The organism is Lysinibacillus sp. FSL K6-4013, assembly GCF_038630435.1.
GTDB lineage: Bacteria > Bacillota > Bacilli > Bacillales_A > Planococcaceae > Lysinibacillus > Lysinibacillus boronitolerans.
Window position 1 is genome coordinate 1,581,384 of record NZ_CP152031.1, and the last position, 14,100, is coordinate 1,595,483.

Consider the following 14,100-nt stretch of genomic DNA (forward strand, 5'->3'; position numbering starts at 1 on the left):
ATGTTTCGTATGATGATGAATAGTAAAATCCACCGTGCAACAGTGACACAGGCAGATTTAAACTATGTAGGCTCCATAACAATAGATGAAGATATTTTAGATGCAGTAGGTATGCTGGCAAACGAAAAAGTACATGTCGTTAATAATAATAATGGCGCTCGCTTTGAAACATATATTATAGCGGGTGAACGAGGGTCAGGTGTCATTTGTGTCAATGGCGCAGCAGCAAGACTTGTACAGCGTGGTGATATTGTCATCATTATTTCCTATGTGTATGTAGATAATCATGAGGCTAAAGACCATCAACCAACTGTAGCCATCATGGGAGAGGGCAACACGATTAAGGAAATGATCGCACACGAGCCAGAGGCAACTGTGATGTGAATTCAGCAATAGTCTAAATTAATACTAGAAAGGAGGATGGCAAAGCAATAGCCAATCCTCCTTTTTTGCGATTACGTTTATACCAAAAGTTACTGGCAAAAATTTGCTTTTATTACTATTAAACTAGTTTATAAAATTATAATTTTACAAATGTTCTAGTATTTTGCGTCATATTTATGTAGAATTTAGTTGTTAGTACATCATTTTACTAGTGGAGGTATCATTTGTCATGGAAAATAAACGTAACAAATTTTTAACAGTTACTGCGGCAGCATTAGCTGTAACAGCGGTAGCGGTAGTACCAGCATCAGCAGCAAGTCCTTTTTCGGATGTAAAGGAAAGTCATGCAGATTTTGAAAGCATTGCTACACTTTATGCAGCAGGGATTATTAGTGGTTACCCAGATGGTACATTCAAACCAGATTCAAATGTCACACGTGGACAAGCTGCAAAAATGATTGCAGGCGCATTAAAATTGGATACAAAAGAAGTAGTGGATCCAAAATTTACGGATATTAGTACATCAAATCCTTATTATGGCTCAATTGCAGCCCTTGTAGGATTAAATGTCATTACAGGTTATGGAGATAATACTTTCCGTCCAAACCAAACAATTACACATGGTGATTTAGCAAAAATCTTAGCATCAATTCCAACATTACCAGAGCTAGAAAGTGCAAAAAATCATGAGGCTAGTGAAAAAGTTACACGTGGACAACTGGCAACATTCATTGCTGAGGCTCTAACAAAATCAAACCCAGAAACTCCAGAGACTCCAGAAACACCAGCAGATGCCTTCTCATTATCGATTTTACATGTGAATGATACACATGCTCATGCAAATGAATTACCTAAATTGGCGACAGCTGTAAAAGAACAAAGGGAAGCAAAGAAAAATGTTTTAACATTACATGCTGGCGATGCATTTAATGGTACATTATATTTCAATGAATTCCATGGACAAGCAGATCTAGCGCTATTAAATGAAATTGGCTTTGATGCAATGGTATTTGGTAACCATGAATTTGATTTAGGTGCCTCTCCTGAAGGTCATCAAGCATTAGCGGATTTTGTTAAAGGGGCTAAATTCCCATTTGTGGATGCCAATACAGATTTCTCAGCAGATGATAAATTCACTGGTTTATTTACAGACTTAATTTCAAGTGAACCTGAAAATGGTAAAATTTATTCTGGTATTGTAAAAGAAATTGATGGAGAAAAAGTTGGTATTTTTGGTTTAACAACAGAAGAAACAAAAGCTGTTGCATCTCCAGATAAAGTAACATTCTCAAATTACATTGAAGAGGCCAAAAAAGCAGTAGCGGCTTTTGAAGGTATGGGGGTTAACAAAATTATCGCCTTAACACATATTGGATTTGAAGATAATGCGAATATAGATAATGACCAACTATTAGCAAAAAATGTAGATGGTATTGACATTATTGTAGGTGCACATGATCATACAAAATTAGACAAACCATTTATCGTAGATACAAATACAGCTGGCGAAGCAAAAGAGGCTACATTAATTGTACAAGCTAATGAGTATGTAAAGTATTTAGGTACACTAGATGTAACATTTGATGGAAATGGTGTTGTGACTGAATATAATGGTGAATTAATCGACCTTGGTAAAGTAGCAGAGGATAAAGCGGCATTAGAAAAACTTGCACCGTTTAAAGAAAAAGTAGATGCAATCATGAAACAAGAGATTGGTGTAAAACTTAATGAAGCATTAGATGGATCACGTGAATTAGTACGTACACAAGAAGCGGCATTAGGTAATCTCATTACAGATGGCATGTTAGCAAAATCACAACAATACTCAGATAAAAAAGTTGTGATGGCATTTACAAATGGTGGTGGTATTCGCGAGACGATTCCAGCAGGTGAAATTACTGTAGGTCATGTTATGACAGTACTACCTTTTGGTAACACATTAGCACTTATGGATATAACAGGTGCTCAATTAAAAGAAGCATTTGAACTATCTGTAGGACAAGCACCAAATCAATTTGGAGGCTTCTTACAAATTGCAGGTGCAAAATTACAATATGATTCTTCAAAAGAAGCAGGCTCTCGCATAGTATCGTTTGAATACTTAGATCAAGCAACAGGTAAGTATGTAGCATTTGAAGATGATAAAACATATACAGTAGCAACAAACGCCTTTACTGCTAAGCAAGGTGGGGATGGCTATGAAGTATTTAGAAAAATTTACGAAGAAGGTCACGTAACAGATTTAGGTTTATCTGACTGGGAAAATTTCCAAGAACACTTATTATCATTAAAAGAAGTGAAAACAACAACAGAAGGTCGTATTGTTGATGTAGCAAAAAAACAATAAGCGTAACGTTGTTTGAGTAAGCACTCCATAACGATTCCACAACGCAACCTTAGGGGATTGATTTCTCCAAGGTTGCGTTTTTTGTATGGATGCGGTGATTCAACAAAGAGGAGAAAGGATGCCGCAGAGCCAATAATATGATAAAATTCAACTTATCTAATGTGAACTGTGAGTTGAGATGTATGATGGAAAGTCAAAAATATGCAATTGTAGATTTGGAGACAACTGGTCATTCACCAGCCAATGGGGACCGGATGATTCAAATTGCCATTGTTATTATGAAGGATTGGGAAATTGAGCGTACCTATACGAAGTTCATAAATCCGGGGAAAGCTATTCCAACTTTCATTCAAGATTTAACGCATATAACGAATGAGGATGTAAAGGATGCCTTCCCATTTGAAGCGCATGCGGATTACATATATGAGCTACTTGCTGACTGTGTATTTGTCGCACATAATGCAGATTTTGACTTATCCTTTTTACAAGCAGAGTTTAAACGTGCTGGACTTCCAAAGTGGCAAGGTAAAAAAATGGATACAGTGGAGCTGGCTAAAATTTTATTCCCTATGTCCCTTGGTTTTAAGCTAGGCGATTTAGCGGCTGATTTAAATATTGAGCTAGCAAATGCACATCGAGCGGATGACGATGCACGCGCGACAGCAGAGCTATTCAAGCATTGCTGGAAGGAGCTACTAAGTTTACCACAGCTAACGCTTGAACAGATGCATAAGCGTTCATTTCGCTTGAAATCAAATATTTCTCAGCTTTTTTTTGAGGCGTTGCAAATTAAGCGCCAGCATACAACGGGCCGCGAAAATGTGCATTATTACCGTAATTTTGCGATTGGCAATGGCCGAAATAAGCATGAGCATGTGACAGAAACGATTGCCTACCCTCAATCCGTAGATGAGAAAATAGCTTTAATGTCAAAGGCACTGCCGAATTTTGAGGAACGTCCTGCACAATTTGACATGATGGACACGATTTGGCAGGCATTACATGAACAACAGGAGTGCGTGATTGAAGCTTCTACTGGTATTGGTAAAACGGCTGGCTATCTACTTCCAGCTATCTTATTTGCTCGTGCTGTCAATAAAAAGATAGCCATTAGTACGTATACTTCCTATTTACAAGAACAGCTTGTAGAGGAAGAACTACCAAAGATCGAAAAAATCCTTGGGACAAAAGTGAATTTGTGTGTGCTGAAGGGAATGCAGCATTATATTGATCTCGAACGCTTTGAGCAATGTATGGCACATGCTGATGAATCCTATGATGATACATTTACTATTTTACAAATACTTGTGTGGTTGACCAAAACAGAGACAGGTGTGTTGAGTGAGCTCAATGTTTCTGGTGGTGGACAACTGTTTTTAGAGAAAATCCGAAAAATACCGAATGACAAGCCTTCAAAGGGCTTTGATTTCTATGAGCAAGCTTTAAAGAACAGTGCAATTGCTGACTGTATTGTAACGAATCATGCCATGGTTTTAAGTGATTTAGTGCGCCAAACACCACTTTTTACAGAAATAGATGGCTGGATTATTGACGAGGCGCATCAATTTATTCAGGCTGCTATGCAGCAGGATGAAGTAGTCTTCTCCTATACACAATGGAAGTATATTTTTGGACAAATTGGTACGATGGAGGACACGGCTCTATTTCAACAGTTTTGCCAGGCAGCGAAGAAAAAACAGCGAGTAGCCATGCAAAATTTACAGCATCTTGATGCACAATTCATACGTTTGCAGCGGACATTTGATGAAACAATCCAGAGAACTATTCAAAAATTGCAACAGCAAATGAAAGGGAAACAAGCAGGTAGTAAATGCACCTTGTTTTTAGAGGATGTTTCATTTGCGAAAGAAACGTTTGCACAAGTAAGCAAACTAACCCAGCAATGGCTGGATCTCGCTACTAGCATTACACAGTCGTTCGAAAATGCGATTGAGCAGCTAGATAAAAACGATCAATATGTATTATCTGAATGGCAATATTGGATTCGAGAAGTGAAGATAAAAATTGCTGAATGGGACGATATTTTTCTGTCACCACAGGAAGGCAATTCTGTTTGGTTAGAATTTGATGTACGGAGTGTCCCTGGCAGTCTCCATGTTTTTAAGAAGCCTGTCAATGTGACGCCGATAATTGAACAAGTATTAGCACCATTACGTCAGCAAGCTAGTATTGTTTGGACATCAGGCACATTAACGGTACCAGGCAATGAGCGCTTTGTTACACGCCAGTTAGGCATTTCTGATAATGTTAAAGTCTTGAAACTACAAGCTCCGCCAGCCTACTATGCTGGGGCTAAGGCATTTATCGTCACCGATATGCCAGATATTCAGCATGTCAGCCAAGAAGAATACATTGAGGCTGTTGCCCATGCAATTACGCGGACTGTTCGAATGACAGAAGGGCGTTGCTTTGTACTCTTTACAGCACAGGATATGCTACGAAAAACAGTTGAGCTTATCCAAGATAGTGAACTATTAGATGATTACATGCTATTTGCACAAGGTGTTACAGGCGGTAGCCGTATGCGCATTCTAAAATCCTTCCAAAAATTTAGTCATGCCGTTCTATTTGGTACAAACAGTTTTTGGGAGGGGGTAGATGTTCCAGGAGATGCACTTGCCTCTGTTATTGTCGTACGATTACCATTTTCTTCACCAGAAGAGCCTGTTTTTAAGGCGAGGGCAAAGCATCTAACTACTCTAGGCCGCAATTCCTTTACGGAGCTTTCCTTACCAGAAGCGATCATGAGGTTTAAGCAAGGCTTTGGTCGATTAATACGTTCTTCGCAGGATAAAGGAGCTTTTATTGTCCTAGACCGACGAATTACTAGTAAGTCATATGGGAAAGAGTTTATTAAGGCATTACCACCTATCGATGTAAAGAAATTGCAGCTACCCGAATTGTTAAAGGAACTAAATCATTGGCAAAAATAGCAGAAACCCCTTTTAGCATTGCTAGAAGGGGTTTCTTACATACGTTTGAAGAGTGGCAATGTTATATTACTTGCATAATTATTGTTGTTTGTTTTTATTTTGCTCATCAAAAAGATTGGCATTACGAACAATCTCTGTAATATATTTCATAGCGATTTCAGCATCATAAACTTTGTCTCTTTCTATGTAGCGAGCAACTCATTGGTATAATCTTGCATGCATCTCATTGTTGCAAAAAATAGAAGATGCGATATTTCTAAAAAATAATTGTTGAAAGTAGCACTGTTGTAGCCTGCTTTATCAGCAAACTTTCGAATCGTGACATGTTCCAGCCCTTCTTCCTGAAATATACCTTTATCACATCTTAATATTAAGGAATGAATGTATTATCCTTCACAAAGCATATCACACCAAAGCTACTTGATTTGTGACCAACAACTGGAAACGAAGGCTGTTCAAACTCAGTCTTAGATTTTCAGATAGCTGCACAACATCCTTTAATAAGTATATGGAAAAAGACTTAAAACACTTCATCACCCCTTCTACCAACGATGTATCCGGCTCGTACATTATTTTTCAATAGCTCTGCTACATTCTGTAACACGATAGCACCTACCAGTTGGTCTTATTCATCATTGACGGCTTATCCATATCACAAAATTAGTACAGACCATAACAGCAAGATTGAGGACGAAATAAACGGATAGTTCCTGATAATATAAGGTCTAACAAACAGTATGGAGGCTTATATTATGTCAAAAATTCAGCAATTTCATGATTTACATTTTTCACAAGAGCTATTATTTATTGGGAATGCTTGGGATGTGTTATCCGCATTAACATTAGAAAAGGCAGGCTTTCAAGCTATTGGGACAACAAGCTGGGGCATAGCGAATTCGCTTGGCTATGCGGATGGTGAACAGATCGATTTTCAACGACATCTCACCATTATTCAATCCATTACAGAGCAAGTGAATATCCCCGTATCAGCAGATATTGAAGCAGGGTATGGCCATGATGAGCAGAAAATTATCGACAATCTTTTAAGAACGGCAGATGTGGGGGTAGCAGGGATTAACATTGAAGATTCCCTTAAACATCAAGCAGGCTTAAGAAGCATAATTGAACACTGTCATTTGTTAACAAATGTGAGGAAAGAATTAGATAATCATGGTTATAAAAATTTCTTTATTAATGCCCGAACAGATACGTATTTTCAATTGGAGCAACCATTTGGGGAAACAATGACAAGAGCAAAAGCTTATATCGAAAGTGGAGCAAGCGGTGTATTTATCCCAGGCTTAACAGATGTCAATGAAATAAAAGCGATGGCTTGTAATGTAAATGCGCCCATTAATCTTCTTTCTTTACCTGGTTTAACGAATGTCAAGCTATTAAAAGAATTAGGGGTAAAGCGTTTTAGTATTGGCAACGCACTTTCAGATAAAATAATTGCGCATTTAACACAACATGCTGCACAATTATTAAAAGACCAAGATACTTCTTCGTTATATGTATAGCCAATAAGAATGAGGTGAGATAATCGTGGACAATGCAATCCATTTATCTTTTGAGGAGAAGTGGGAAAAAATTATAGCTTGTGATCAAACCTATGATGGGCTTTTTTATACAGCGGTTAAAACTACTAAGATTTATTGCCGTCCTTCCTGTAAATCCAGAAAACCGAAAAAAATGAATGTTGAATTTTATGAAGATATCCAAGAGGTGGAGGCGGCTGGCTATCGGGCATGTAAACGATGTCAGCCTGAAATCGAACATTCCCCACATACGCAATTAATTAAAAGTGTCACGACTTTTATCATTAATGAATATAAGCAAAGAGTGACTTTACAGGATATGGCGGAGCATGTTGGCCTCAGTCCCTTTCATCTAGAACGACTATTTAAACAAGAGACAGCTGAGACGCCCCGAACGTATTTAGAAAAAATTCGAATTGATAAGGCTGCCCATCTATTAAAACATACAGACTATACAAATTTAGAAATTTGTTATGAAGCAGGCTTTCAAAGTCCATCTAACTTTTATAAAGTTTTTCGACGACTGAAAAATTGTTCACCTACAGAATATCGTAACCTATCGTAGCAGGGGGACATGATATGAAATGGACGAACGATGGTGGTTATTTAGTTATCGAGTTACCACAAGCATTTAATTATAGAGAGTGTTTGCAGTTCTTAAAGCGTTCACCTCACGAAATTCTTCATCATATAAAGGATGATGTGCTCTACAAATTATTGAAGATGAATGACCAATTTATTTTATGTGAAATAACTGAGCAAGATCATAAAATAATAGTCACATTTCCAATGAAACAGCCATCTAGCCATGAACAGGCAATCATCGCACAATATGTCGCAGAGTGGTTTGATTTAACAACGGATTTGCAGGGGTATTACCAGATGGCTGAAAACGATCAAATCTTAAAGCCACTTGTGAAAAAATATAGCGGATTACGGTTAATCGGGATTCCTGATTTATTTGAAGCAATCGCTTGGGCGATAATTGGTCAACAAATAAATTTAACTTTTGCCTATACGTTAAAAAAGCGATTTGTCGAGCATTTTGGAGAATATGTTTACTTTGAAGGGCAAAGCTATTGGTTGTTTCCAACGCCAGAGAAAATAGCGGCTATTCAGGTAGATGATTTGAGAAACCTCCAATTTACACGGAGGAAATCAGAATACATTATTGATATTGCCAAAAGTATAGCAAGCGGTCAATTGACAAAAGATTTGCTATGTCAAAAAGAGGGCTACGAAGCCATGAAAAAAAGTTTAATGGACATTCGAGGAATTGGTGCATGGACAGCAGATTATGTGCTTATGAAATGTCTGCAACAACCGACAGCATTTCCGATAGTAGATGTTGGTCTGCATAATGCTTTAAAAATACAACTAGCATTCGAACGAAAACCAACGATGGAAGAAATGAAGAACTACGCGAAACATTGGCAAGGCTGGCAAGCGTATGCCACCTTTTATTTATGGAGGTCACTGTATGAAACGATATAAATTAGATTATCCATCACCAATTGGAATTATAGAAGTTGAGGGAAATGATACAGCAATTGATGCCATTAACTTTGCAGAGCGAGAGCAGGTCGTCAACACTCCTCAGCATGACACACCTGAAGTTTTACTAGAGTGTGTTAAGCAATTGCATGAGTATTTTCTAGGTGTACGCCAGGAGTTCTCATTTCCTTATGTATTTCAAGGTACAGACTTTCAACAGGCTGTATGGCATGCATTACCGAGTGTAGGCTTTGGTGAAACGGCTTCATATAAGGATATCGCCATTGCCATTAACAATGAAAAAGCTGTAAGGGCTGTTGGCAGTGCGAATGGTAAAAATAATATCAGCATTGTTGTGCCATGTCATCGAATTATCGGCTCCAATGGAACGCTGACAGGTTATGGAGGCGGGATGTGGCGCAAAGAATGGCTGCTTCAGCATGAGCAAACACATAAAAATCCATCCAAGTAATACCGTTCATCAGAGTACGTCATTACGCCATTTGTACACAGTATAAAAAAGTTGTTATTGCAAAAAATAAGACCGTCAAAACGGCGGTTGTAATGACTAGTCTTTGTCATTTTATCGCTTTTTATGACACCTCCCTGCTAAGAAATATAGCTTGGAGTATTGATGGTAAAGGAGGTGTACACATGAGCGTGCTATATAGAATCGCCTTAGTATTAGTTATTATAGGTGCAATCAACTGGGGACTCATTGGATTCTTTAGATTTGATTTAGTGGCTTATTTATTTGGTGGACAAACGGCGGTCTTATCTCGTTGGATTTATGCACTCGTTGGTCTTGCTGGGCTAATTTCGATTCCAATTCTTGTAAAGCGATTTGAAGACGAGGATGATGTGGATACATTCACTCGTATGGATAGAAATCCTAGCTATGGCATGGAGGCTGGGGAAGAAGCAGATTTCTCTGAAGTAAGAGAAAAAGAAGTGAAAAAAAAGAACAAGTAGTTAAACTGTAAAAATTGGTGACCCTGTTGGCTTGTCAGTTTTTTCAATAGCAAGCATAAATATTCGCGTAGCTTCTGACTACGCGAATATTTGTTTTTTAGTCTTGATTACTTGGAAATGCAAAGGATGAGGTAACATCATTCCCTTGTTCTATCCACTTTTCTGAAATGGTTTTCGCTTTAGTGAAGAAACGTACTTGGTCAGGTCCAAACATATGCCCCTCCCCAAACCTCGAACGTTTCCAGCCACCAAAGTTATGATAGCCTACTGGAATAGGAATCGGTACATTAACGCCTACCATACCTACTTCAATTTCAGTAGTAAACTTTCGAGCGGCTGCACCATTGTTCGTAAAGATGGTTACACCATTTCCTAATTCATGGGCATTAATAAGGGCGATAGCTTCCTCTAATGTTGCCACGCGGACGATATTACGTGCAGGCCCAAAAACCTCTTGCTCATAAATTTCCATTCCAGGCTTTACATGATCGAGTAATGTAGGTCCAAGATAGAAGCCGTTCGATTGTTTGGCAATTTCCGGATTTCGTCCATCGCAGACCAGTGTAGCGCCTTCTTCTAGGCTACGATTAATATAGCCAATGATGGCGTCCTTTGATTGCTGCGTGATGACTGGTCCAAAATCAACTTCGGCATCTGTATAGGGACCCACTTTTAATTTGGCAATTTTATCGGCAAGAATACCCACTAATTTATTCGCTGTATCCTCACCAACAGGAATAATGGTTGACAGTGCCATACAACGCTGGGAGGCAGCTCCATAGGCAGCCCCTAAAAAGGCATTTGCTACATGCTCTAAGTCAGCATCTGGCATAACCACCATATTATTTTTACCTCCCCCAAGTGCTGTGACACGCTTCCCATGTTTAGAGGCTGTAGCATAAATGGCTTCTGCAACTGGCGTAGAGCCTACAAAGGAAATCGCTTCAATGGCAGGATGGCATAACAGCTCATTAACAGCATCTTTGTCTCCATTAATAACCGTCCAAACCCCATCTGGTAAGCCTGCCTCTTTCCACAGCTCTGATAAAAATAATGCTGAGCAAGGAACCCGCTCTGACGGCTTGAGAATCACACAGTTTCCTACAGCCACCGCCATACTTGTAATTGCTAGCGGTACCATGACAGGGAAATTAAATGGTGAAATAGCCGCTACAATGCCTAATGGTTCTTTCAGAGAGTAGGCATTGATATGACCACCAACATTCACCGAATACTCTCCTTTAAGTAAATGGGGGGCATTGATAGCTAAATCAACAGATTCTAAACCGCGAGTAATTTCGCCCTTGGCATCCTCAATCGTTTTGCCACTCTCTATACAGATCATATCAATTAGCTCATCGATATTTTCTGTTATGAGCTGGCGGAATTTAAGGACAATTTCAGCTCGTTTACCAACGGATAAGGCGCGCCAAGCAGGAAAAGCCGCTTGGGCAGCATTGATTGCTTCCTGTACTTCTTGTTTTGTTGCCAAAGGAACACGAGCAATGACAGCACCAGTGCTTGGATTGTAAACATCTGAAAACTGACCGCTTTTCCCTAGAGCTGTTTGCCCATTGATAAAATGACCTAACTCCTGTATGTCTGTATTCGTTACCATCTGGCTATTCCTCCTACAGTTTAATAGAATGTAAGGCTTGCACAAATTTTTCAACAATGAAATTCTTCTCATCTGAGGAAATAATCAGAGGAGGAGATAAGGTTAACACATTATTGAAACCTGCAACGGTTACCCCATTTTTCCCAATGATTAACCCTTGTTCCTTACATTGTGTAATCACTTTGTTCACAAGAGTAATGTCGAGTGGTGTTTTGCTGACTTTATCTTGTACTAGCTCTACGCCAATTAATAAGCCTTTCCCACGAATATCTCCAACATTCGGGTGCTCCTTTAATTGCTCCTGTAATGTAGTGAGTAATGTAGCACCTAGTGTAGCCGAGTGGGCAAATAAATTTTCCTTCTCCATTATTTCAATATTTTTTAATGCGACGGCACATGCTGCTGGTGATCCACCAAATGTGTTGACATGACGGAAAAAGTCATAGTCCTCAGTTCCAGCAAACGCCTCATAAATTTCACGACGAACCGCTGTGGCAGATAGTGGCATATAAGCGCTTGTTAAGCCTTTCGCCATTGTCACAATATCTGGCTGGATGCCGTAGTTTTGGAATCCAAAAGCTTTGCCTGTACGACCAAAACCACAAATGACTTCATCGACAATGAGTAGTGCGCCATGCTTCTCACAAACAGCTTTAACTCCCTGTAAGTAGCTGTCGTGGGGCATAATTACACCACCGCCAGTAATAATAGGCTCCATAATGACTGCTGCTATGGAATCTGACATTTCCCAAGTCATGACATGATCGATTGCTTGGACGGATGGTAATGCACAAGGGTCCTTACTTTGAATATGGTCTTCATTGGCACGATAAGCGTCAGGTGGAGTGACATGTAAAAAACCTGGTGCCAGTGGCTCATATTTATACTTTCGTTGAGCTTGTCCAGTTGCTGCAAGAGCACCCATCGAGCTACCATGATAGGCCCGGTAACGAGAAATAATTTTCGTTCGATTGACGTGACCTTTTTGTTGATGATATTGTCTAGCTATTTTGAAGGCTGCCTCATTTGCCTCGGAGCCACTATTGGAGAAGAAGACGACATAATCATCCCCTAAAAGCTCATTAATTTTTTCACTTAATTGAATAGCAGGGATATGCCCAACAGATAATGGGGTATACGTATTTTCTAGCAATTGCTCATAGGCAGCTTTGGCAATCTCCTCACGTCCATAGCCAACGTTCACACACCATAAACCTGCCATTGCATCTAAATAGCGCTTGCCTTCAATGTCAGTAATCCATGCCCCTTTAGAGGATTGGACGATCATTGTTGCATTTGGATTGTAGGGCTTCATAGAATGCCATACGAATTGTTCATCTTTTACTTGCCAATTGGGACTTGTTACATTTGTCACGAAGCTTCACTCCTTCTAAACAGGTAGTTGATTAGCATGCATATGTTTTCCTCAGATGTGGACAACAAAAATGCGCAGTCGCCCCCATTTGTACTTTATATGTATGCTTCAAGAATTTTAGAAGGAGTATTTAATGAGAAAGATAATTCAGTTAATTTAATGTTGTGACAGGCTATTGATGCATTAAGACATCCTCAATTAAAAAGGCAATATACAAATTAGTCTTCGTAAAGGGATTGCTTAAGTCCATATCTAATAGCATTTCAATTTTCTTAATTTTATAGAGGACGGTGTTTCGATGTATAAATTGACGTTCACTAATCCTGCTTGTACTGCCATTTTCCTCAACAAAAATACGTAAAAAAGGTACATAGTCTGTCCCATGTAGTTCATCATAGCGATAAAGTTGTCCTAAAATATCCTGACTAAACGATTTCATTAGGGGCTGATTTTTCACAGCCATCAATATTTTATAGGCACCGATTTCTTTGTATTTATACAAATAACGATTGTTATGAAGCTGTGCTAAATGGATGACGGTTAAGGACTCATCATAGCTTTGGCGAACATTTTCTAGCTCTTTATGAAAGTTACCTTTGCCGATAATAATATCCAAGTAACCATTTTTTAGCGTGATTTTTTCATAGATTTCTTCTACAACTTTTGAGAAGGGTATATTAGGTGTATTGATTTGTGCTTTATCAATTAAAAAGATGAGGTGATTTTTATGCTTTAATTTTAAGAAGCGTTGATAGCGATTTTGAAAAGCGAATTGGATCATGACCTCATAACGGTCAATAGCTGCTTTGGAGCCAATGGTTGTACAAGTTATGATCGCTAATTCTCTTCCTTGAGGAAATCCTAGCTGTGCTAGTTGATCTTTCATTGTGTTAGTGTTTTGTTTGTAATGAAATAGTAGATTGAAAAGAACCTTTTCTTCGATAGAAAGCTCTTGATGGTGATTGGCAATAAATTGAAAGGTAGTTTTTAATAGATCAGCAATGCGATAATTCCATGGCATTTGAAAAATTGGGAAATCATGTTGATTGGCAAAAGAGATGACGGCTTCTGGAATGCTAGGAATGAATGGTCCTGTATTAATGATAAAGCCAGCTACTTTTTTTGTGAATGCCTGTTTGACAAGATGTTCCAAGGAGTCTTGCTGCGCATCTAAATGAATACCTGTTGTGACGACTAATTCATTGGGTCTACAAAACATGATTAAATCACTGCTTTCCACAACATTAATACCAGTAACTCTGCGATACGTACCACTATGTCCAGCGACTAATGTGAGCATTGGGAAATGAACTCCCTCTACAATTTTACGAATCGTCCCCATACGTTCCCCCCTTAATTATGAACATAACTTACCATATATGATGTGCAGTTGCACATATTTTTTTAGTTTACTATCC

Annotated in this window: 11 protein-coding genes; 8 read left to right on the plus strand and 3 right to left on the minus strand. The window is 38.8% G+C overall.

Going from position 1 to position 14,100, the window contains the following annotated elements; all coding sequences use genetic code 11:
• From panD to MHB39_RS07660, 8 genes are all read left to right on the plus strand, one after another.
• Positions 1-384: an aspartate 1-decarboxylase gene (panD, locus tag MHB39_RS07625; protein ID WP_036077669.1), complete on the plus strand. Its 384-nt coding sequence runs from the start codon at positions 1-3 to the stop codon at positions 382-384.
• Between the two features lie 229 nt (positions 385-613).
• Positions 614-2,731 carry a 5'-nucleotidase C-terminal domain-containing protein gene (locus tag MHB39_RS07630; protein ID WP_342546151.1) on the plus strand — a complete coding sequence of 706 codons (2,118 nt, stop codon included), beginning with the start codon at positions 614-616 and terminating at the stop codon, positions 2,729-2,731.
• 182 nt (positions 2,732-2,913) lie between these two features.
• Positions 2,914-5,685 (plus strand): ATP-dependent DNA helicase DinG, encoded by a 2,772-nt coding sequence (dinG, locus tag MHB39_RS07635; protein ID WP_342546153.1) that lies wholly within the window; start codon positions 2,914-2,916, stop codon positions 5,683-5,685.
• A 752-nt stretch (positions 5,686-6,437) separates the two neighbouring features.
• On the plus strand, positions 6,438-7,205 hold the full coding sequence (locus MHB39_RS07640; RefSeq protein ID WP_342546155.1) for an isocitrate lyase/phosphoenolpyruvate mutase family protein: 768 nt from the start codon (positions 6,438-6,440) through the stop codon (positions 7,203-7,205).
• A gap of 25 nt (positions 7,206-7,230) precedes the next feature.
• Entirely contained in the window at positions 7,231-7,788 is a 558-nt protein-coding gene (locus MHB39_RS07645; protein ID WP_016992601.1) for an Ada metal-binding domain-containing protein, read from the plus strand.
• Positions 7,789-7,802: 14 nt separating this feature from the next.
• Entirely contained in the window at positions 7,803-8,717 is a 915-nt protein-coding gene (locus MHB39_RS07650; protein WP_342546157.1) for a DNA-3-methyladenine glycosylase, read from the plus strand.
• Entirely contained in the window at positions 8,704-9,189 is a 486-nt protein-coding gene (locus tag MHB39_RS07655) for a methylated-DNA--[protein]-cysteine S-methyltransferase (protein WP_016992599.1), read from the plus strand. The genes MHB39_RS07650 and MHB39_RS07655 overlap by 14 nt, the downstream gene beginning before the upstream one ends.
• A 182-nt stretch (positions 9,190-9,371) precedes the next feature.
• Positions 9,372-9,689 carry a DUF378 domain-containing protein gene (locus MHB39_RS07660; RefSeq protein WP_036077648.1) on the plus strand — a complete coding sequence of 106 codons (318 nt, stop codon included), beginning with the start codon at positions 9,372-9,374 and terminating at the stop codon, positions 9,687-9,689.
• 97 nt (positions 9,690-9,786) lie between these two features.
• Here MHB39_RS07660 and MHB39_RS07665 read toward each other — a convergent pair whose 3' ends face one another.
• The 3 genes from MHB39_RS07665 to MHB39_RS07675 form a co-directional block, all read right to left on the minus strand.
• Entirely contained in the window at positions 9,787-11,307 is a 1,521-nt protein-coding gene (locus MHB39_RS07665; RefSeq protein ID WP_342546160.1) for a CoA-acylating methylmalonate-semialdehyde dehydrogenase, read from the minus strand.
• Between the two features lie 13 nt (positions 11,308-11,320).
• Positions 11,321-12,682: an aspartate aminotransferase family protein gene (locus MHB39_RS07670; RefSeq protein WP_342546162.1), complete on the minus strand. Its 1,362-nt coding sequence runs from the start codon at positions 12,680-12,682 to the stop codon at positions 11,321-11,323.
• Between the two features lie 172 nt (positions 12,683-12,854).
• The gene (locus MHB39_RS07675; RefSeq protein WP_342546163.1) at positions 12,855-14,024 is read right to left on the minus strand and encodes a PucR family transcriptional regulator ligand-binding domain-containing protein; all 1,170 of its coding nucleotides are present in this window, start codon (positions 14,022-14,024) and stop codon (positions 12,855-12,857) included.
• Between the last annotated feature and the right edge of the window lie 76 nt (positions 14,025-14,100).